General features: G+C 39.0%; 18 protein-coding genes, 4 pseudogenes and 1 riboswitch. Of the genes and pseudogenes, 13 read left to right on the top strand and 9 right to left on the bottom strand.

Annotated features, from left to right (window positions below):
- Positions 1–2: 2 nt before the first annotated feature.
- Both QP437_RS08885 and msrAB read right to left on the bottom strand, forming a co-directional pair.
- Positions 3–479 carry a redoxin family protein gene (locus QP437_RS08885; RefSeq protein ID WP_285267601.1) on the bottom strand — a complete coding sequence of 159 codons (477 nt, stop codon included), beginning with the start codon at positions 477–479 and terminating at the stop codon, positions 3–5.
- Positions 480–488: 9 nt separating this feature from the next.
- The gene (gene msrAB, locus QP437_RS08890; RefSeq protein WP_285267602.1) at positions 489–1,550 is read right to left on the bottom strand and encodes a bifunctional peptide-methionine (S)-S-oxide reductase MsrA/peptide-methionine (R)-S-oxide reductase MsrB; all 1,062 of its coding nucleotides are present in this window, start codon (positions 1,548–1,550) and stop codon (positions 489–491) included.
- A gap of 113 nt (positions 1,551–1,663) precedes the next feature.
- On the opposite strand from msrAB, the gene QP437_RS08895 reads away from it, so the two are divergent.
- The 6 genes and pseudogenes from QP437_RS08895 to QP437_RS08920 form a co-directional block, all read left to right on the top strand.
- The gene (locus tag QP437_RS08895) at positions 1,664–2,530 is read left to right on the top strand and encodes a DMT family transporter (RefSeq protein ID WP_285267603.1); all 867 of its coding nucleotides are present in this window, start codon (positions 1,664–1,666) and stop codon (positions 2,528–2,530) included.
- Between the two features lie 91 nt (positions 2,531–2,621).
- Positions 2,622–3,512 carry a Fe(3+) dicitrate ABC transporter substrate-binding protein gene (locus QP437_RS08900; protein WP_285267604.1) on the top strand — a complete coding sequence of 297 codons (891 nt, stop codon included), beginning with the start codon at positions 2,622–2,624 and terminating at the stop codon, positions 3,510–3,512.
- Positions 3,512–4,501: an iron-dicitrate ABC transporter permease FecC gene (fecC, locus tag QP437_RS08905; RefSeq protein ID WP_285267605.1), complete on the top strand. Its 990-nt coding sequence runs from the start codon at positions 3,512–3,514 to the stop codon at positions 4,499–4,501. Before QP437_RS08900 ends, fecC begins: the two co-directional genes overlap by 1 nt.
- Positions 4,501–5,484: a Fe(3+) dicitrate ABC transporter permease subunit FecD gene (fecD, locus tag QP437_RS08910; protein WP_285267606.1), complete on the top strand. Its 984-nt coding sequence runs from the start codon at positions 4,501–4,503 to the stop codon at positions 5,482–5,484. Before fecC ends, fecD begins: the two co-directional genes overlap by 1 nt.
- Positions 5,484–6,251 (top strand): Fe(3+) dicitrate ABC transporter ATP-binding protein FecE, encoded by a 768-nt coding sequence (fecE, locus tag QP437_RS08915; protein WP_049371815.1) that lies wholly within the window; start codon positions 5,484–5,486, stop codon positions 6,249–6,251. The genes fecD and fecE overlap by 1 nt, the downstream gene beginning before the upstream one ends.
- A 210-nt stretch (positions 6,252–6,461) precedes the next feature.
- Positions 6,462–6,902 (top strand): annotated as a pseudogene (locus QP437_RS08920) (poly-beta-1,6 N-acetyl-D-glucosamine export porin PgaA); the annotation flags it as partial.
- Between the two features lie 119 nt (positions 6,903–7,021).
- On the opposite strand, the gene pckA reads toward QP437_RS08920, so the two are convergent.
- Entirely contained in the window at positions 7,022–8,638 is a 1,617-nt protein-coding gene (gene pckA, locus QP437_RS08925) for a phosphoenolpyruvate carboxykinase (ATP) (protein WP_197543851.1), read from the bottom strand.
- A 260-nt stretch (positions 8,639–8,898) separates the two neighbouring features.
- Here pckA and QP437_RS08930 point away from each other — a divergent pair, with 260 nt between their 5' ends.
- From QP437_RS08930 to merA, 4 genes and pseudogenes are all read left to right on the top strand, one after another.
- Positions 8,899–9,723 carry an alpha/beta hydrolase gene (locus tag QP437_RS08930; protein WP_285267607.1) on the top strand — a complete coding sequence of 275 codons (825 nt, stop codon included), beginning with the start codon at positions 8,899–8,901 and terminating at the stop codon, positions 9,721–9,723.
- Positions 9,724–9,792: 69 nt separating this feature from the next.
- Positions 9,793–9,858, top strand: a riboswitch (PreQ1 riboswitch).
- 25 nt (positions 9,859–9,883) lie between these two features.
- Positions 9,884–10,009, top strand: a pseudogene (locus tag QP437_RS08935) (7-cyano-7-deazaguanine synthase); the annotation flags it as partial.
- Positions 10,010–10,208: 199 nt separating this feature from the next.
- A complete protein-coding gene (gene merR / locus QP437_RS08940) occupies positions 10,209–10,601 on the top strand; it encodes an Hg(II)-responsive transcriptional regulator (protein ID WP_285267608.1) in 393 nt (130 codons plus the stop codon).
- A gap of 28 nt (positions 10,602–10,629) precedes the next feature.
- A complete protein-coding gene (gene merA, locus QP437_RS08945) occupies positions 10,630–12,270 on the top strand; it encodes a mercury(II) reductase (protein ID WP_001031935.1) in 1,641 nt (546 codons plus the stop codon).
- A gap of 266 nt (positions 12,271–12,536) precedes the next feature.
- On the opposite strand, the gene QP437_RS08950 is transcribed toward merA, so the two are convergent.
- The 3 genes from QP437_RS08950 to QP437_RS08960 are packed head-to-tail and all read right to left on the bottom strand — an operon-like array spanning position 12,537 to position 13,349.
- Entirely contained in the window at positions 12,537–12,773 is a 237-nt protein-coding gene (locus QP437_RS08950) for a hypothetical protein (protein ID WP_285267609.1), read from the bottom strand.
- Entirely contained in the window at positions 12,721–13,143 is a 423-nt protein-coding gene (locus QP437_RS08955) for a recombinase family protein (protein ID WP_285267610.1), read from the bottom strand. The genes QP437_RS08950 and QP437_RS08955 overlap by 53 nt, the downstream gene beginning before the upstream one ends.
- 14 nt (positions 13,144–13,157) lie before the next feature.
- On the bottom strand, positions 13,158–13,349 hold the full coding sequence (locus tag QP437_RS08960; protein ID WP_065244088.1) for a hypothetical protein: 192 nt from the start codon (positions 13,347–13,349) through the stop codon (positions 13,158–13,160).
- Positions 13,350–13,450: 101 nt separating this feature from the next.
- On the opposite strand from QP437_RS08960, the pseudogene QP437_RS08965 reads away from it, so the two are divergent.
- The 3 genes and pseudogenes from QP437_RS08965 to putP form a co-directional block, all read left to right on the top strand.
- Positions 13,451–13,567, top strand: a pseudogene (locus tag QP437_RS08965) (radical SAM protein); the annotation flags it as partial.
- A gap of 235 nt (positions 13,568–13,802) precedes the next feature.
- Positions 13,803–17,255 (top strand): bifunctional proline dehydrogenase/L-glutamate gamma-semialdehyde dehydrogenase PutA, encoded by a 3,453-nt coding sequence (putA, locus tag QP437_RS08970; RefSeq protein ID WP_285267611.1) that lies wholly within the window; start codon positions 13,803–13,805, stop codon positions 17,253–17,255.
- Between the two features lie 13 nt (positions 17,256–17,268).
- Positions 17,269–18,759 (top strand): sodium/proline symporter PutP, encoded by a 1,491-nt coding sequence (putP, locus tag QP437_RS08975; RefSeq protein WP_054420213.1) that lies wholly within the window; start codon positions 17,269–17,271, stop codon positions 18,757–18,759.
- Between the two features lie 54 nt (positions 18,760–18,813).
- Here putP and QP437_RS08980 read toward each other — a convergent pair.
- The 3 genes and pseudogenes from QP437_RS08980 to QP437_RS08990 form a co-directional block, all read right to left on the bottom strand.
- Positions 18,814–19,038, bottom strand: a pseudogene (locus QP437_RS08980) (transposase); the annotation flags it as partial.
- A gap of 193 nt (positions 19,039–19,231) precedes the next feature.
- Positions 19,232–20,098: an Hsp33 family molecular chaperone HslO gene (hslO, locus tag QP437_RS08985; protein WP_285267612.1), complete on the bottom strand. Its 867-nt coding sequence runs from the start codon at positions 20,096–20,098 to the stop codon at positions 19,232–19,234.
- 198 nt (positions 20,099–20,296) lie between these two features.
- The gene (locus QP437_RS08990) at positions 20,297–21,418 is read right to left on the bottom strand and encodes a porin (protein WP_049381432.1); all 1,122 of its coding nucleotides are present in this window, start codon (positions 21,416–21,418) and stop codon (positions 20,297–20,299) included.
- Between the last annotated feature and the right edge of the window lie 12 nt (positions 21,419–21,430).

The raw sequence follows: 21,430 nt of genomic DNA on the forward strand, positions 1-21,430 counted from the left end.
TTTTATTCCTTCACAAATTGTTTAATTTGATCTGAATTCAAATGACCTGGCTGCGCTTTGATAAGATTTAAATCCTTATCCAATAGCAAATTAAATGGATAGCCTAACACATTAGCACGTTTAATAATTTCCCCATTTTCATCCAATAATACCGTGATATTTTTATAGTCCAAGCCTTTATACCAATTGATAAATTTTTGGCTATTTTGTTCGTTCTTTTGTCCGGGTGAGGCAATCGTAATTACATTAAAATTAAGATTCTTTTCAGCACTGAGATCATCAATTTCTGCTAAACCCGCCAAGCAAATTGGACACCAGGATGCCCACATTTTGATATAAAGCGGTTTACCTTGATATTGTGATAAGGTGACGGTTTGATTATCCAACGTTTTCAAGGAGATATCCGCCAAAGACACCTTCTCTTGTGCAAAACTCAATGGACTCAAAAATAATAAAAGTGCGGTCAATATTTTTTTCATTTTTTCCTCTTATTTCACAAAGGGAATCAAATCGCCATAGCCTTGTTTTTCCATTTCATCTAATGGAATAAACTTAATCGATGCGCTGTTGATGCAGTAACGCAAGCCGCCTTTATCACGCGGACCATCATCAAACACATGGCCTAAATGGGCATGACCACTGCGACTTAACACCTCAATACGAGTCATATTAAAGCTATTATCTTTTTGATACTCCGCCACTTCAGCGGCAATCGGTTTGGTAAAACTTGGCCAACCACAACCGGATTCAAACTTATCTTTGGAAGAAAATAACGGTTCTCCCGTGGTGATATCCACATAAATACCAGGCGCGAAATTATCCCAATATTCGTTACTAAAAGAACGTTCGGTATGTTTGCCTTGTGTCACGTCATATTGAAGTGCGGTCAATTTTTGCTTTAATTCTGTATCACTTGGTTTTGGGTATTTTTTATCATCAATTAATGGCTCATCGGCTTTTTTGATGTCAATATGACAATAACCATTCGGATTTTTCTTGAGATAATCCTGATGATACTCTTCCGCCTCCACATAATTTTTCAGCGGTTCTACTTCAATTTGAATCGGTTCTTGATATTTGCTTTGTAAGGTTTTCAATGCTGCCTCAATAACCGCTTTATCTTGTTCATTTTGATAATAAATACCCGTGCGATACTGTCTGCCACGATCATTGCCTTGCTTGTTAATACTGGTTGGGTCGATAACACGGAAATAATATTGCAATAATTTATCTAACGAAATTTTGTTTGGATCGTAAGTCACTTTCACGGTTTCAGCATGATCTGTCGCATGCAATAATTGATAATTCGTGGTATCACCTTTTCCATTGGCATAGCCCGAAACCGCATCTGTCACGCCTTGAATACGTTCCATATAAGCTTCTAGTCCCCAAAAACAACCACCTGCAAGATAAATAATGCGTTGTTCTTGTTTACTTTCCATTGTCATTTTTTGCTCCTTTGATGAAGTTGGATCATCAGCATACGTTAAACTACTTTGTAAACCGCCAAAAAGTGCGGTTAATATGAGAAATGTTTTTGTATATTTCATTTTCTTTCCTTATTATAGAAAATATCTTCAGATTACATTTCATTAGACGAAGACAAGCCCATTTTCTTACAAAATAAGGCAATTTTTTACCGCACTTTATGCAAGGAACCCTTATGCCAAACATACATCTCCGCAATAATTATCAAAAGGCTGTTGTTTGTATGGTGTTAGCTTACATCAGCATTGCCTTAATGGGCGTATTTGTAAAATACGCCTCTGATGAATTACCGTCCAGTGAAATTTTATTTTCCCGTTTTTTTATTGGTTTTGTGTTTCTCCTGCCTTTTTTAATTAAAGATGGCGATTTCAAAGTTGATATGTCGCAATGGAAGTTTCTCGTTTTGCGTAATCTCGCCGGCATTGCTAGTATGTTGTTAACCTTTTACGCGATTAAATATTTACCAATTTCCATTGCGACTTTATTGATGAATACGTCCGCACTTTTTGTGCCTTTATTGCTGTTTTTCTTTAAAGTCAGAACACCATTAAAAGTATTAGCTTGTAGTTTTATGGGTTTTATCGGTATATCCATCATTATGCTGACCAACGGATCAATGAATATCAACCCTATCCATGTAGGCTATGCGTTAGGTGCTGCTGTGCTAGCAGCCATGGCATTTATCAGCTTACAAGAGCTCAATAAACACAACTCACCTAAAAATATCGTGTTTTACTTTCACTTATTAGGCTCGATTTTATTGCCACTCTTTTTCATCACGCAGTGGAAAATGCCAACATTACATGGATTTACTCTGCTACTTTTAGTGGGCGGATTCGGTCTTATTTTCCAATTGTTATTGACTCGCGCCTTTAAATACGCGCCTGCAAATGTTATTACGCCTTTTGCTTTTACTGGCGTGATTTTCTCCAGCATCTGTGACTGGCTCTTCTGGGATAACGTACCTAGTCTGAATTTCTGGATTGGTTCATTAGTCATCATTATCGCTGTCAACTTGCTTGCTAGAATGCGGGCAAAATAGAGAAATCCGACCAAATAGATAAAATATAACTATTCCCAATAACATTGTTTGAGTGTATAATCCAAATGGTTTTTATTATTGAGGACACATTATGAAAAAATTATTCAAAACCACTTTAGCTTCTGCATTATTAATGGTATCCGCATTCGCTAGCGCCGTGACGGTTAAAGATGCGAAAGGTGAATTTACCCTTGATAAAACCCCAAGCCGTGTTGTGGCATTGGAATATTCTTTTGTGGATGCTTTAGCCCAAGTCGGTGTTAGCCCAGTGGGTGTGGCTGACGACAACAAAGTCGATCGTATTCTGCCGCAAGTACGCGAAAAAATTGCTGCATGGCAATCCGTTGGTACGCGTTCTCAACCGAGTCTTGAAGTGATTGCTTCCCTCAAACCCGATTTAATTATTGCTGATCCATCTCGCCATACTGCAGTATTTGAAGAATTGAAAAAAATTGCGCCAACAGTGATGTTTGATTCCCGTCATGAAAGCTACCAAGAAAATCTTGAAACTGCGCAGAAAATTGGTGATTTAGTGGGTAAAAGCGCCGAAATGAAAGCGAAGATCAATGAACATAATGATTACATTGCCAACATTGCAAAAAATCTAGGTGTACAAGGCAAAAAAGCCTCATTTAGTACTTCCCGAGAAGATAAATTTAATATCCAAAATGACAATGGCTATGTGGGTAGTTTCTTAACGACATTAGGTTTTGCCCCAACCAAACTCAATAGCGATCAGGCTTTCGTGGAAATCAACCTTGAACAATTAGTAATGGAAAAACCGGAATACTTGTTCATCGCCCATTATCGTGATGAAAGTATTGCGCGCAAATGGGAAGCCGAGCCACTTTGGAAAGCCATTCCTGCCGTAAAAGCGAATCATGTTTACAGCGTTGACGCTGACATGTGGGCTCGCGGTCGTGGCTTAGAAGCGAGCAAAATTATGGCAAAACAAATTGAAGGTTTCGTGAAACAAAAATAATGATGAAGTCCACTTTCCGTTGGGGAGTTTCCCTTATCATTCTGGCTTTTCTATTATGGGGAAGCCTGTTTTTGTATTATCCCATCGAAATTCGACCGCTTGCAGCTTTACAAGCGCTCCTCCCCGATGGCGATGAAATTGCCAAAATTACGGTAACCGATTTACGCTTACCGCGCGCATTAGTTGGCATGATTTTAGGTGCCAATCTTGCGGTGGCGGGGGCGTTGTTACAAACCATTACGCGTAATCCACTAGCCTCGCCTACACTACTCAGCGTGAACTCGGGAGCCAGTCTTGCCATGGTGACCACCAGTGCGTTTAGCCCCCTGATTCTTTCTGGTTATAGCATTGCTTTAGTGGCTAGTATCGGCGGCGGTCTGAGTTGGTTTGTGGTAATGCTGATCAGCAATGGTTGGAAAGACAACAGTGGAGATCGTAGCCGAGTGATTTTAGCGGGGATTGCCGTATCACTACTTTGTGCAGCGCTCACGAAATTGGTGCTCATTATCGCGGAAGATCATGCCTTCGGTATTATGAGTTGGCTAGCTGGCGGCATTGCACATGCCCGTTGGAATGAATTATTGACGTTATTTCCGTTCTTTATTTTGACCGCACTTTTCTGCCTATTTTTTGCCAGCCGTTTGAATTTACTCAATTTAAGCGATGAATCCGCTCGTTCCCTAGGCATCAATCTCTTTCGTTTACGTTGGTACGCTAACATCATGGCGTTATTGATTGTGGGCTCAAGCGTGAGTGTTGCTGGCCCAGTTGCCTTTATTGGCTTACTCGTGCCCCATCTTGCCCGCTATTGGATTGGTTATGACTTGCGAAAATCGCTCCCTATGGCGATGTTACTCGGTGCAATTTTAATGCTCGCTGCAGATACCATTGCCCGTGCGGTGAACTTCCCTAGCGAAGTGCCTGCTGGTGCGGTGCTTGCCTTAATCGGTGCCCCAGTCTTTGTATTATTTGCCAGAGGAAGACACTAATGCGAACCTCTCATGTATCTTTTCGCGCTATCGGCTTTTATGTCATCACGCTCAGTATGATGGTACTACTCTTTGGATTGAGTATTCGCCTTGGCACTTATACGCTTTCTTTTGAGGAAATTTGGGCGGCCTTTCAGCCTGATGATAAAAACTATTTTACCTTGATGGAATATCGTCTCCCCCGTGCAGTGTTAGCGATTTTATTAGGCGGAGCCTTAGCAATTTCTGGTGTGTTAGTGCAAAGCGTGGTGCGCAATCCACTTGCCTCTCCCGACATTTTAGGGATTAACAACGCGGCTGGGTTGGTTGCTGTTTCGGTATTGATGTTCTTGCCAAACTTAGCATTTTACTGGATGCCAATTTTTGCCTTTTTAGGCGGCGTGCTCTCTTTTGTCATTTTATGGATCGTGTGCGGTTTTAACTTCCGCCCTATCAAAATGGCAATCATTGGGGTCGCACTTTCCGCATTATGGGCAGCCATTAGTCATTATCTGATGCTTACCAATCCGGTCGAGATCAACACGGCTATGTTATGGCTCACAGGAAGCCTGTGGGGGCGCAGCTGGTCTTATTTGAATGTGGTATTGCCATGGTTAGTGGTATTGCTGCCCTTACCATTTATTTTCTGTCGCGATCTCGATACCCTTGGTTTAGGTGAAAACAAAGCCTCCACCCTGGGCGTAACCGTAAATAAAGTGCAAATTAGCGTTTTAGTGTTAGCGGTAGCTCTTTCCACTACAGCTGTGGCAATTGGTGGTCCGATTGCCTTTTTAGGCTTGGTTGCTCCGCATCTTGCCCGTCGTTTAGTCGGTGGCAGACATCGCACCCTATTACCGGCAGCCTTGATTATTGGCGCCCTCTTATTACAACTTTCGGATATTTTGGCGCGGGTGATTGACCCACCAACTGAACTACCAGCGGGTATTCTGACCGCGATTATCGGTGCGCCATATTTCTTCTACTTATTGATGAGAACTAAATAATGAGCATTGAAATCAATAATTTATCTTTAGGTTATCAAGATAAACTCGTGGTTAAAAATCTGTCGCTAAAATTCCCGAGAAATAAAGTGATTGCATTAATCGGCCCAAATGGTTGCGGTAAATCCACCACATTAAAAGCGGTAGCTCGCTTGCTTAAGCCAAAGCAAGGTTCAATCACCCATAAAGGTCAGGATATTTGGCAAAAAAGCCCTAAAGAATATGCCCAAGAATTGGCTTTTCTCCCGCAGCAACACCTGGTACCCGAAGGGATTAAAGTGCGGGAATTGATCGCCTACGGGCGTTCGCCTTACTTAAATCTCTGGGGCAAACTCAGCCAAAAAGATGAAGAATTGGTTAATTGGGCGATGGCACAAACACAAACTACCGAACTCGCCGAGCAGTTAGTTTCCGATTTATCCGGTGGCCAGCAACAACGGGTATTTTTAGCCATGACTCTTGCGCAAGATGCCGAATTAGTGCTACTCGATGAGCCTACCACTTATCTGGATTTAAACCGCCAAGCAGAACTCATGGGCATGATGCGACAAATGCAACAAAACGGTAAAACCGTGATTACGGTGTTGCATGATCTCAACCAAGCCTGCCGCTATTGCGATTACTTAATCGTCATGAAAAAAGGTGCCTTAATGGCACAAGGCACACCTGATGAAGTGATGACCGAAGAGTTACTTAAGGATGTGTTTGATTTGGATGTCATCATTCATCGTGATCCTATCAGTAACACACCGATGTTTATTTTGAAATAACTTTCAATCACTTCTCTAAATATCAAATAGGCGTTTTATTTTACTAAAACGCCTATTTTTTTACCTAAAACATCCGCTGTTATACATAACTAATATTTTTTATCGCCCAACTTGAGGTCAGACCACTTTACGAAACTTACACTTTCTTTACATTGTCATAAATATGGAGTCCACAATAAATAATTATAATTAAACATAGTAGAAGTTAATATGAAGTCTCTATCCCATATCTTTAAGGCTGTGCTATTAGTAGGTGTCAGTACCTCAGTAGTACAGGTTGCCTATGCCCAAAATTCCTCTATTGATACCGAACGAGAAAATATCATCATTTTCTCTCGTCAAGGAGAGGCTCAATTAAATCAAGCTATTCCAAAACTTGAGGCCTTATTTAAGAGGACACACGATATTAAAGTGCGCGATGATTTAATTACACTCTATCTGAGGACGAATCAATCCGCTAAAGCACTTTCACTTTGCGAAAGCTGCGCACCCGCGCAATTTTCTCAAAATGAACTGGAAAATTTAGGCAAAGCCGCTCGAAATGAAAAACAATACGACCGTGCCGTTGCATTCTATTCCCAATTGCAAAAGCAATTCCCTGATAATCCAAATGGATGGCTTGGTGGCGCATTAGCCCCCACTGAAACCAAAAACTAAAACTACACTGCGGCAAAAAATGCACTGAATGTTTAAAAGAAAACCGCACTTTGATTTAAAAACCAAAGTGCGGTTATTTTTAGAGATGTTTAATTAGATATGATATTCTCTAATTAAGCTTTTGGACCCGCTGCAATAAGTGCTTTACCTTCTGCATTAGTCGCATATTTTTCGAAGTTTTTCACGAAACGTCCTGCAAGGTCTTTCGCTTTCGCTTCCCATTGTGCTTTATCAGCATAAGTATCACGAGGGTCTAAGATCGCAGGATCTACACCAGGTAATGCTTTTGGAATCGCTAAGTTAAAGATTGGTAACTCACCCATTTCAGCTTTTTCTATAGAACCATCTAAGATTGCATCGATAATACCACGAGTATCTTTAATTGAGATACGTTTACCCGTACCGTTCCAACCAGTATTAACTAAATACGCTTCTGCACCAGCAGCTTGCATACGTTTAACTAATACTTGAGCATATTGTGTTGGGTGGAGAGTTAAGAACGCTGCACCGAAACATGCTGAGAAAGTTGGAGTTGGCTCAGTAATACCACGCTCTGTACCAGCTAATTTAGCAGTGAAACCAGATAAGAAGTAGTATTTGGTTTGCTCTGGTGTCAATTTAGACACTGGAGGTAACACACCGAATGCATCCGCAGTTAAGAAAATTACTTTCGTTGCGTGACCTGCACGAGATACTGGTTTAACAATATTATCAATGTGATAAATTGGGTAAGACACACGAGTATTTTCTGTTTTAGAACCATCATCGAAATCAACTGAACCATCTGCACGAACCACGACGTTTTCTAATAATGCATCACGGCGGATTGCACGGTAGATATCTGGCTCATTTTCTTCAGAAAGATGGATAGTTTTCGCGTAGCAACCACCTTCGAAGTTGAAGATACCTACATCATCCCAACCGTGCTCATCGTCACCGATTAATTCACGTTTTGGATCGGTGGAAAGGGTGGTTTTACCTGTACCTGATAAACCGAAGAAGATTGCTACATCACCGTCTTTACCTACGTTAGCAGAACAGTGCATTGCACCTACACCTTTAAGTGGTAGGAAGTAGTTCATCATTGAGAACATACCTTTCTTCATTTCACCGCCGTACCAAGTACCACCGATTAATTGAATACGCTCAGTTAAGTTAAATGCAACGAAGTTTTCAGAGTTCAAACCTTGTTCTTTCCAGTTCGGGTTAGTACATTTAGAACCATTCATCACCACGAAATCTGGTTTAAAAGTTTTTAATTGTTCTTCTGTCGGACGAATGAACATATTTTTCACAAAGTGTGCTTGCCATGCCACTTCCGTCACAATACGCACTGCGATACGGTCTTTTTCACTTGCACCACAGAAACCATCCACCACAAATAAACGTTTACCAGAAAGTTGTTTAGTCACAAGACCTTTCAAGCTTGACCACGTTTCTTGAGTCATTGGTTTATTATCGTTTTTCGCTACATCAGACGTCCACCACACTGTATCTTTTGTGGTATCATCTAAAACGATATATTTATCTTTCGGTGAACGACCGGTAAAGATCCCTGTATCAACAGCCACCGCGCCAGTTGTGGTAAGTGTACCTTTTTCAAAGCCTTCTAAGCCTGGTTTTGTTTCTTCTTCAAAAAGTTGTTCATAACTTGGGTTATAAACCACTTCTTTAACATCACGAATACCAACGGCTTCAAGTTCTTTAATTACGTTTTTAACATCAGTCATAGTTCACCTCTTGATTAAAAAGTTTAAAAATTTTTTCCTATGCTCATTGTATGGGAATTGTCAAAAAAAAAATGTTAACTAGATCTCATTTTTGAACATTCATTGGAAATTTCTACCTATTTTTAGGGTGTTTTTGGGAGCCAAGATAAAGTGCGGTTGATTTCACCTTTACTTTTCCTATATAGTGATAACCATTCTCAAATTAAGACCGGATAACCATGTTCTCATTTCTGCGTTTACCCTTTTTATTTTTCCTGCTGATGTGTACGCAAAGCGCGCAAGCAGAACCCAACTTTAAGATTCCTCCTATTCAAGAAAGCATGAAAAAAATGTATCAAATTCAACAAAAAGATTTTACTTTTGAAGGCAAGCATTATCGTTTGTTTATTGCTATTCCACCGAAAACGTCGAAAAAACTGACCGCACTTTATACGCTAGATGGTAACGCTCAATTTCCAATAGCAGTGAATGCTGTCAATCCTCATAAACCACTCCCCCTTATTGTTGGTATCGGTTATGTATCTGATAAAGCTTACGTCATTGAGGAACGAATGAGAGATTACACTTTTCCAGTAGAAGGCGCTGAATTTGCCAAAGGAGGGAAAGCCGCTGATTTTCTACGTTTTATTCAACAAGATGTAAAGCCTTATATTGAACAGCATTTCGATATCAATAAGGAAAAACAATATTTCTTTGGCCATTCTTTTGGTGGGTTGTTTGGATTATACGTGCTCTTCCATCAACCGGATTTATTTCAACATTACACATTGGCAAGCCCTTCTCTTTGGTGGGGGAATGGTTCATTTTTGCCTCAAAATGAGCCATGGATTAGCCAAAAACCATCACATATTCTGATTACATTAGGCTCTTATGAAGAACATCCTGAACAGGATCCGAATATCACTGAAGAGCAATTACAGCGTATTAATCAACGGAAACAAATGCGAACAATCAATGCGCATCAACTGGCGGAAATATTAACCAAACAAGGAAATTCCGTGGCGTTTATTTCCATTCCCAATAAAAACCACGGTGGCTCAATTCCTGACGCAATCAAACATAGCTTGGAACAAGTGCAACAATAAAACGTCCAAAAAAATCCCCGTTATCATGATGATCTGCCCCAAGAAATTTGACCGCTTATTTTCTCTTCATTTTCCGTGGTTCGAAACTTTCCCACGGTTAGTCAATATTTGACGAGAAAACAAAACTAAGGATGTTTATGCAACAAAATAAAAAGCCCTTGTGATTTTTTCAGGCGGCCAAGACTCCACAACTTGCCTATTTCAGGTCATCGCAGAATTCGGCAAAGAAAATGTCGAAGTAGTGACCTTTCAATACGGACAACGTCATGCAATTGAGCTAGAAAAAGGGCTTAACGAATACTTAATAGTTTAAAAACAACTGGTGTTTAAATTGGATTTTCTGGTGGGATGTTAGGATAATCAATAGTATTATATAAAAGTATCAATCACATACGAGTGATACTTTGGAAAAAAAATAAAATAGTCCAATTTACTTGACCGTGTACTATGGTACATGGTTTATAATATTCAGGGGGTGAAATAAGATGATTTATCGCATTAGTGAGTTTGCAGATAAATGTGGAGTTAATAAAGAAACGATCAGATATTACGAGCGAAAAAATTTATTACAAGAACCTCACCGAACGGAAGCTGGTTATCGGATATATTCATATGATGACGTTAAGCGTATTGGGTTTATTAAACGAATACAGGAACTTGGTTTCTCTTTAAGCGAGATTTATAAATTACTTGGTGTTGTAGATAAAGATGAAGTTCGTTGTCAAGATATGTTCGAATTTGTTTCTAAAAAACAAAAGGAAGTGCAAAAACAAATAGAGGATTTAAAACGAATTGAAACTATGTTAGACGACTTAAAACAACGATGTCCAGCTGAAAAGCAATTACATTCGTGTCCAATAATAGAAACATTAACATGAGAGATTAATTAACGAAAGGAGCTTTTTTATGAATAAATTTAAGGTAAACATTTCAGGAATGACCTGTACGGGTTGTGAAAAACACGTAGAATCAGCACTTGAAAAGATAGGTGCTAAAAATATTGAGTCTAGTTATCGTCGTGGTGAAGCAGTATTTGAACTGCCCGATGATATTGAGGTTGAAAGTGCAATAAAGGCGATTGATGAAGCAAATTACCAAGCCGGAGAAATTGAAGAAGTATCATCACTAGAAAACGTGGCGTTAATTAATGAAGACAATTATGACCTTCTTATTATTGGTTCTGGTGCTGCTGCCTTTTCTTCGGCAATTAAAGCTATAGAATACGGTGCAAAAGTTGGAATGATTGAGCGTGGAACGGTTGGGGGAACCTGTGTGAATATTGGCTGTGTTCCGTCAAAAACTCTTCTTAGGGCAGGGGAAATCAATCATTTATCAAAAGACAATCCGTTTATAGGTTTACAAACATCCGCTGGAGAAGTGGATTTAGCTAGTTTAATCACGCAAAAGGATAAATTGGTGAGCGAACTTCGGAATCAAAAATATATGGATTTAATTGATGAATATAATTTTGATTTAATTAAAGGTGAAGCAAAATTCGTTGATGCTAGTACGGTTGAGGTCAATGGGGCAAAGTTATCTGCAAAACGCTTTTTAATTGCAACAGGTGCATCGCCTTCGTTGCCCCAAATTTCAGGACTTGAAAAAATGGACTATTTAACTAGTACAACACTTCTTGAGTTAAAGAAAATACCAAAACGATTAACTGTAATTGGTTCAGGATACATTGGAATGGAGCTTGGACAACTATTTCATCATTTAGGTTCAGAAATAACGCTTATGCAAAGAAGTGAGCGACTTTTAAAGGAGTATGATCCTGAGATTTCAGAGTCAGTTGAAAAAGCGTTAATTGAACAGGGTATAAACCTTGTCAAAGGGGCAACTTTTGAGCGTGTTGAACAAAGTGGAGAGATAAAAAGGGTTTACGTAACAGTAAATGGCAGTAGAGAAGTCATTGAATCAGATCAGTTACTTGTTGCCACTGGAAGAAAACCAAATACGGATTCTTTAAATTTAAGTGCAGCAGGTGTTGAAACTGGAAAAAATAATGAAATCCTGATCAATGATTTTGGTCAAACAAGTAATGAAAAGATTTATGCAGCAGGAGATGTGACTTTAGGACCACAATTTGTATATGTAGCAGCCTATGAAGGTGGAATTATTACTGATAATGCTATTGGTGGATTAAACAAAAAAATAGATTTATCGGTAGTTCCTGCTGTTACGTTTACGAATCCGACGGTTGCAACGGTTGGTTTAACAGAAGAACAAGCAAAAGAGAAAGGGTATGATGTGAAGACATCTGTATTACCTTTAGATGCTGTTCCAAGAGCAATTGTAAACCGTGAAACAACCGGTGTATTTAAACTAGTAGCAGATGCAGAAACACTAAAAGTATTAGGGGTTCATATTGTATCTGAAAATGCAGGAGATGTCATCTATGCAGCATCATTAGCTGTTAAATTTGGCTTAACGATAGAAGATTTAACAGAAACCCTAGCACCATATTTAACAATGGCTGAAGGGCTAAAATTAGTTGCACTTACGTTCGATAAAGATATTTCGAAATTATCTTGTTGTGCAGGCTAAGGGAACTTTTTTAGGATATAAAGAAAATTATTGAAGAATGGTTAAGAAATACTGAAAACGATACCCCTCTTAATAGAGCTAACTTATTAGAAGAAATTGTAAGAACTTTTTATGATTTCTCTAAATTTGAGCGTCCAGGTGGAGCAGGAATTGATGGCCGAAATGGCCCTGAACGACAAGGATTGGCTAGAGTTCTTGAAGCAGCTATTGAACACTACGATAAAATGAAGAATTAATTATATAAGAAGCCTAATAATTCAAAATTATTAGGCTTTTTCTCTACAATTAAGTATTTCCCTATTATAAATACCTTTTATTCTTGCCACCGTTGATTTAGATAAATCATATCGTTTCATTACTGTTGAAATAGAATCACCAGCTTTAAAATCCGCATAAATCTTTTTGCGTATTTTATCTGTTACTTTCGGTGGACGGCCGCCTAAAGCATTTTTATGACCCGAAGCAAGTTTTTGTTCGCTTCCCTTCCTGAGTACGCTCAACAATAAAACTCCTTTCCAATTCAGCAAAAATACCTAACAATTGAATTAGTGCCATCCCCATAGGATTGTTTTGGGTTCGAGTATCTATTCCTTGTTGAATTGCAACAAAGCCAATATTTTTATTCTTAAATAGTTCAAGTGTATTCAAACACTGAGCAAGGCTCCTTCCTAAGCGATCAAGCTTAGTTACTGCAACAACATCACCCTCTCGAACATAATCCAGTAGTTCATCCAATTGTGCTTTATTTTTCTCAGCTTTACCGGAATGTTTCCCTGAGAAAATTTTTTTGCAGCCGTATTCTTTTAATGCTTGAATCTGTTCACTCAAATCCTGCTGTTGAGTTGATACTCTAGCGAAGCCTATTAATGCCATCTTTTCTCTTAAAATTACTTAAAAATGTTATTAAATGACTGTTGGTTATTTCTTTTAGCTAAATTTATACCAGCTTTTAATCCCTCTCTAAATGGAGTGCTTCCAAGTGGTGTTAATGGTTGAATAGGGGCTAGAGATAGCAATGCGGATGCCCCCATAATCATTCTATAACCTTCTTCAAAGCCTTTTTGATAATCATAATCCATAATTAACTCCTATGTTCAAAATTCAACAGAAAAAGGACTAGCAAATGTTTAAAATTGCAAAAGAATTCATTTTTGATATGGCACATATGCTTAATGGGCATGATGGCAAAATGAATTTATTAGAAACTATCACTCAATTAGGTCAATTAAATCTTCGTGCTACTAAACCTAAATGGCAGTTAAGCCTTCAAACTCATAAGATTATTGGTATCGAGTAATATCTTATTAACATCTTTCTGAGAAGAATCAGGCGATTCTTCTCAAATTTGCTTTTCTATTTTCTTCAAAAACTAAAAAATATCGCTATTTATTCAGTATTTTCGTGAATTTTGCATTATTTTCACACAATTCTGTGAAGTGATTCACAAATTCGAGAAAAAAGCATTTACTTTTCCCTCTGTTGATTTTATGTTCATTAACAATCTTGTAACAAAGTAACAAGGGGTGATTACTATGTCCTTCCAACTTTCTAAAACCTACCGTCCTGAACGCCAACTCATCACCGAAAACTATCGCTTAGATGAGAAAACGGCAGTAGATAACTTGCTTAAAACCTTAGATTTTACCCAAGAACAAGAAAAACGCATTACTGACAATGCGATCAAACTTATTAACAAACTTCGCCATCTTAAACAAAAACAATATGGCGCAGATGCCTTAATGCAAGAATTCTCATTAAGCAGTGAAGAAGGTGTCGCACTAATGTGCTTAGCTGAAGCGCTATTACGTATTCCTGATGCAGAAACCCGCGATGATTTGATTTATGAAAAATTACGTGATGGTAACTGGAAATCTCACATTGGTAACGCTAACTCATTTTTTATCAACGCAGCTAGTTATGGCTTAGTTTTCGGTAAAAAAATTAGTGAAAATTTAGACGAAAAAAGCCTCGCAAATGCGTTAAGCCGTAGCTTTGCTCGCTTCTCTGCCCCGATTATGCGTACGCTCATTGTAAAATCCATGCAAATCTTAGGGAAACAATTCGTAGCTGGCGTTACCATGCAAAAAGCGCTAACGAACATTAAACCTCGTTATGAAAAAGGCTTTACCTTCTCTTTTGATATGCTTGGTGAAGCAGCCATGACCCAAGCGGATGCAGATCGTTATTTTAATGATTATCTCCATGCCATTGAAAGTGTGGGGAAAGATGCTGCAGGTCGCACTATCTATAATGGTAACAGTGTTTCCGTTAAACTTTCTGCTATCCATCCAAAATATTGGCGTGCGAAATATGATCGTGTTATCGACGAGCTTTATCCGCGCGTAAAAGAACTTTTCTTACTTGCCAAAAAATATAACATCAGCGTAAACATTGATGCAGAAGAAGCTAGCCGTTTAGAGCTATCTCTGGATTTAGTAGAAAAATTACTAGATGAGCCAGAACTCAAAGGCTACAAAGGTATTGGCTATGTTGTTCAAGCTTACTCTAAACGTTGCCCATTTGTATTGGATTACTTAATCAATCTTGCCCGAGAAAAAGACGGTTACTTAATGATTCGCCTTGTAAAAGGAGCTTATTGGGATAGCGAAGTAAAATGGGCGCAAGCGGATGGCTTAGATGGTTTCCCGCTTTATACTCGCAAAAATCATACCGATATCTCTTATATTGCCTGTGCGAAAAAATTACTTGCTGCTCAAGATGTAATCTACCCACAATTTGCGACGCATAACGTACAAACCATGTGTACGATCCACGAATTAGGTCAAGGCAAACAATTTGAATTCCAATGCTTACATGGCATGGGTGAAAGCTTATACGACAACATTGTTGGCAAAGAGAATTTTAATCGCCAAGTCCGTGTTTACGCCCCCGTAGGCACGCACGAGACCTTATTAGCTTACTTAGTTCGCCGTTTATTAGAAAACGGGGCAAACTCATCATTTGTTCATCAATTGGTCGATGAAAATATTCCGGTAGAACAATTAGTGATTCCGCCTTGGAAACTCTATGAGAAATCTAATGGTGAACCGAATAAATTAGTACGCAATCCACTTGAACTATTTAATGATCGTAGAAACTCTGCAGGTTTTGATTTAAGCAACGAATTTGAGTTAGCTAAATTAGAACAAGCATTAAACGAAGCACCTATCGAAAATGCGCAATCACTCACGGTGCTGGCTAATGCAGAAAACTTAGCTGCACATACCGTCGTTAATCCAGCTAATCTGAAAGAGAGCTTAGCGGAAGTTGCTTTCTTAAACCCAACTGAAGCACAAGCTGTATTTAATGCGGCAAATAATGAGACATGGGCAGCACAAAGCGCAACTGAACGAGCAAATGTATTACGAAAAGCCGCAGATTTATATGAAGAAAACTTCGGCTTATTGATGAAACTTGCCATTGTTGAAGCTGGTAAAACATTACCAAATGCAATTGCAGAGCTACGAGAAGCGGTCGATTTTCTCAGATATTATGCAAATCAGCTTGAATATCTCGCAAAAGATCAACACTTGGGTCCACCACGCGGAAAAGTTCTCTGTATTTCTCCTTGGAACTTCCCTTTAGCTATCTTTACCGGACAAGTCGCTGCAAGCCTTGCAGCAGGAAATGCGGTAATTGCTAAACCAGCAGAACAAACTTCTCTTATTGCATATGCAGCAGTAAAACTTTTACACCAAGCAGGCGTACCAAAAGAGGCATTACAATTGGTGCTTGGGGCAGGCGATTTAGGGGCGGCATTAGTACAACAAGCTTTTGATGGCGTTGTGTTTACTGGCTCAACTGAAGTTGCAAAATTGATTGAAAAACGAATTGCACAAGCGGATAACGATCCTGTTTTAATTGCTGAAACTGGTGGACAAAACGTATTAGTATCTGACTCCTCTGCATTACCAGAACAAGTTGTTGCAGACGTTTTAAGCTCTGCATTTGACTCTGCTGGTCAACGCTGTTCTGCACTACGTATCTTGTTATTACAAGAAGATGTTGCAGATCATTACTATAAAATGATTACAGAAGCGATTAACGAATTTAGCCTTGGCGACCCTCGTTTACTCTCAACAGACATTGGCCCTGTAATTGATCAAGAAGCGAAACAAAATCTAGAAAATCATAAAGCGAATATGCGGAAAGTCTCTCGTGCTTATGTCGAATTAGAGGCACCAACCAATGGTCATTTTGTCGCACCAGCAGTCTATCTTTTAGATAATCTTAACCAATTACAACGTGAAGTGTTTGGCCCTATCTTACACATCGTGCGTTATAAAAAAGAGAACTTAGTTAACGTACTCAATGAAGTTAATGCGAAAGGTTATGCGCTAACTGGTGGTTGCCATAGCCGTATCCGTAAACAGATGGACTTAGTTGAAAAACACCTCCTCTGCGGTAACTTCTATATTAACCGTAATATTGTTGGTGCAGTTGTGGGCGTACAACCATTTGGTGGTCATGGTTTATCTGGTACAGGTCCGAAAGCCGGTGGCGAATTCTATTTGCAACGTTTAACAAAAACAGACCGCTACTACAGCCAATTTGGGGATGAAAACAGTCTAGGTAATGCACAACCTGTTTTAGACAGTATTACTGGTGAACGCAACTCTTTAGCTTACTTGCCTTCTGAAGTAGCAATTCTAAATGGCGATTTAGCTACATCAGAAAAAGCTGCAAATAAACTATTGGCAAAAGGCTTTACGATTTTAGTTGAGCCAAGTCATCCATTAGCTAAATCTAGTAAAGCGGGCGTAAGAGTTGATACTAAACTAGGCCACTGCCAAAAAGGTATCTACTTAGCAGAGTTAAGCAAAGAACGACGCCAATGGTTAGCTGAAAACAGCTCAGCTATTTTTAAATGCTATGATTGGCAAACTACCCAAGATATTTTACCGTTATACGATGAGTTCTCTCGCAGTTACAACACCACAGCTGCTGGCGGGAACACCTCGTTAATGTCTTCTGAAGAACATTAAGAAGGAGTAATTTATGCAAATCTACATTACCTTTGGGCTCTATTTGCTCGTTATTTTAGGCATTGGATTATATGCCTACCGTTCCACGCAGAATTTTGACGACTATATTCTAGGTGGTCGCAAAATGGGCAGTTTTGTTACTGCCATGTCTGCTGGTGCATCAGATATGTCCGGCTGGTTATTAATGGGATTACCAGGTGCGATTTTCCTTTCTGGTTTATCCGAAGCTTGGATTGTTGTTGGGTTAACTATTGGGGCTTATTTGAACTATCGTGTTGTTGCTGGTCGCTTGCGTATTTTTACTGAAAAATATAGCAACGCCTTAACGTTACCGGAGTTCTTTGCACAACGTTTTCCTCGTCAGAAAAAAGCACTGAAAATTATCTCTTCAGGTATTATCTTGTTCTTCTTTACCATCTATTGTGCCTCTGGAGTAGTGGCTGGTGCGAAATTATTCCAAAGCCTATTAGGCATGGATTACACTACCGCGCTTTGGTTTGGTGCGATTGCGACGATTAGCTACACCTTTATTGGTGGGTACTTAGCAGTTTCTTGGAGTGATACCATTCAGGCTTCATTGATGATTTTTGCTCTAATTCTTGCTCCTGTGATGGTTATTCTCACGATCAGTTGGGATGATCTCAAAATGGCACTTGAAGCAAAATCTGCTGTAACAGGTATTCCTTATAGTAACTGGTTGCACAACGTTTCTGGTATTGGTGTAGTGTCTGCCTTGGCATGGGGTTTAGGCTACTTCGGGCAACCACATATTTTGGCTCGCTTTATGGCTGCAGACTCTGTTGCTTCTTTAAATAAAGCCCGCCAAATCGGTATTACTTGGATGATCCTTTGCTTAGGTGGTGCAGTTGCTGTCGGTTATTTTGGACTAGCTTATTTCACTGAAAGAAACATTGACCTTGCGAATGCAGAATCTGTATTCATTGAATTATCCAAAGTCATGTTTAACCCTTGGATTGTCGGCATCATATTATCTGCAATTCTTGCCGCAATTATGAGTACCTTATCTGCGCAATTATTGATGTGTTCTGCGGCTATTACAGAAGATTTCTATAAAGGTTTCTTCCGTAAAAATGCCTCTAGCACAGAATTAGTTTGGGTTGGTCGCTTAATGGTGTTACTCATCTCTGTCATTGCTATCGTTATCGCACATGACCCTAACTCAAAAGTGATGGGATTAGTTTCGTACGCTTGGGCTGGCTTTGGTGCTGCATTTGGACCAGTTGTGATTCTTTCTCTCTTTAACCGTAACATTAGCTCAAAAGCTGCATTATGGGGAATGCTATCTGGCGCTATCACCGTCGTTGCATGGAGCCCACTCATGCGCTATCTAGGCTGGGACGATTTATCCAAACTTTATGAGATTATTCCCGGTTTCTTAGTTTGCTCATTTATTACTTTAACATCATCTGTCTTTGCATCTGTTCATCCAAAAGTGCAACAACAATTTGATGAAGCCCTAGCAGAATTTGAAACAAGATGCTAACTTTATTTAACAAAAAACCTAAACAAAATGATCTGACCCCCAAAAGTTAGACTGTTATTTAAAGGACTGCTTTCGATATTGTATCGGACTCAGTCCTTTTAATTTTAATTGGATTCGTTCTTCATTATAGTACCGGACATAATCATTGATAACCTTTTCAAGTTCATCAATGCCAGTAAACGATTTTCCGTGAAAACACTCCGTTTTTATTCACTCAAAAAAGCTTTCCATTGCTGCATTATCCAAACAATTTCCTTTTCGTGACATACTTTGAGAAATCCAATATCTAACGGTTTTTACCGCTAAGTTGAAATGCTTTAATGTTAAAGCAAGATTTTCGTGATATTCGAAATAGAAATTCACGACTTGTTGTTTGAAAAGTTGATTATATTTAGTCATAAAAAATCTGCACCTTAATCAGTTAGAAGTTTAGTCTAACTTTTGGGGAGCAGATCATGAATGGGAATTTTTCTTATTGTGCTTGTTTGAGTTTATCAATCGCTTCTTTATTGAAGAAGTAATGTGTGCCACAACATTCACACTGCATATCAATGCTGCCTTTATGCTCCTCTAAGATTTCCTCAATTTCAGCTTCTGGAATCAGTAATAATGCTGCCCCTGAACGCTCCGGTGAGCAGCCACAGAAGAAAGAAACAGCTTGTGGTTCAAACACTTCCACTACTTCTTCGTGATATAAGCGATAAAGCAATTCTTCTGCGGGTAATCCAAATAACTCCTCATCTTTTACGGTTGCAGCTAACGTAGTTAAATGCTCAAAATCCTCTGGTGTACCTTGGCCATCTGGCATAATCTGTAGCAACATTCCTGCAGCAACTGGTTTGCCTTCATATTCACCCGTGCGAATAATAAGCTGAGTTTGTAATTGTTCTGAACGAACAAAATAGTCTTCTAAACATTCCGTAATCGTTGGTTTATCTAAACCGATAACGCCTTGATACCGCTCACCTTCAGTTGGAGCAATCGTAATCACTAATACGCCTTTGCCGATCATATCATGAAGGCTCATACCGTCTTGAATATCGCCTTGTACACGTGCTAATGCACGGATCTGTTGTTGGTCATTACCATTTACTAAAGCTAATTTTAATGGACCATCACCTTGAATTTGAACAGTAATATTACCGTTAAATTTTAATGTTGCAGTCAATAAATTAGTCGCCACCATCATCTCACCTAATAAGTTTTGTACCGCTTTTGGATAATGATGAGTATTCAACGTATCAGTAAAAGTTTGATTTAATCGCACCCATTCACCACGCACGGCACGGTTTTGGAAAAGGTAGCGGTAAAGTTTGTCATTGTCTTGAGTGTAATTCATTATTTGTTCCTATTTATTCTTTGAGTAAAAAGCGCGGTCAATTTTTCGAATAAATCGTAAACATTCAAAAAAGATGTCATTTTGTTACCGCACTTTGCGCCTGAGCAGTATTATGGGGGTGAAAATCAAAATTACAAGCCAAAAAGAAAAGCGGATAGCTTTCACTATCCGCTCACTTTATAAAATTAAACTGATAAATTACCAGTATGCACGTAAACCGATAACAGTTTTGAAATCACGGCTACGATCAAGCTGTTTACCTGCGTCATCAAAGGTATTCTCGTATTTAGTACGAGTCGCTTGCCATTCAATGAATGGTTTAACTTTTAATGAACCTTGATTATACACATAGTATTCAGTACCCACTAAGAATTGGCGATCTGTTGATTTGGAATATGCAGAACCCACAGGTAACGTTTTCTCAGTTTTATAAGAATACATTGCATATACGTTCCAGTCTTCATTTAAACCTTGGCGAATTACTGCGGTTACTTCATTATTTTTTACCTTGTTACCTGCGCCATCTTTATTTTTAGTATCTTTGTGAGCAAAGTCTAAACCATAAGTAGTGTGAACAAAGTTATATGCTAAGCCTAAAGCATAAGCATTGCTGTAGTATGCTGTTTTGTCAGCATTTTCAGAAATTTCACGAGTGAAACCTGCTGCGACAGTTACATTTTGGATACTATCAATTTCATGATCAAAGATAAGACCTGTACCCCAAGTGTTTTTACGGTTATTTTTTAAATCTACGTTTTTGATGTCACGTTTGCTTGAACCGCCATAGTACGCACCAAATTTCACTTTATTTGAGCCGTAGTCACCATTATAAACATATTGTGCTACACGACGAGCTGAAGTCTCTAATAAACCATCAGTCAAGCTATAAGTATTTGCTAAATCACTTTGTGTTACTTCATCAGTGATAGTTACCATGTTACCGTAAGTTAACTCACCGAATTGTTTGTGGCCAAAACCAGCATAAAGTTGACGAGTATAAACATGGTCAAAATCATGTTGTGAAGGCGCTTCACCACGCATACGCCATTCCGCACGACCTAAAGCATAGAAATCGCCACCTAAACTTTGTTTTAATTTAAAGCCAAAACGTGAACCATCGTTATCAACTGCATGGTTGATGTGCTCTTTGCTTTCACCGCCCGCTACATAGTTAGTTTTGTTAGAGGTGCTTTCCCATTTAACACGTAAAGAACCGTAAAAATCAACATCTGTACCAGTTTGGTCAATGTGGAAGTTATAAGCTTGTGCAGAACCTGCTGCTAATGCCGCTACAGATAAAGCAAGAAGTGTTTTTTTCATAACGCTTTCCCT

Origin of the sequence: Haemophilus sp. UMB1048 (genome assembly GCF_030218125.1) — a bacterium.
Lineage (GTDB): Bacteria > Pseudomonadota > Gammaproteobacteria > Enterobacterales > Pasteurellaceae > Haemophilus_D.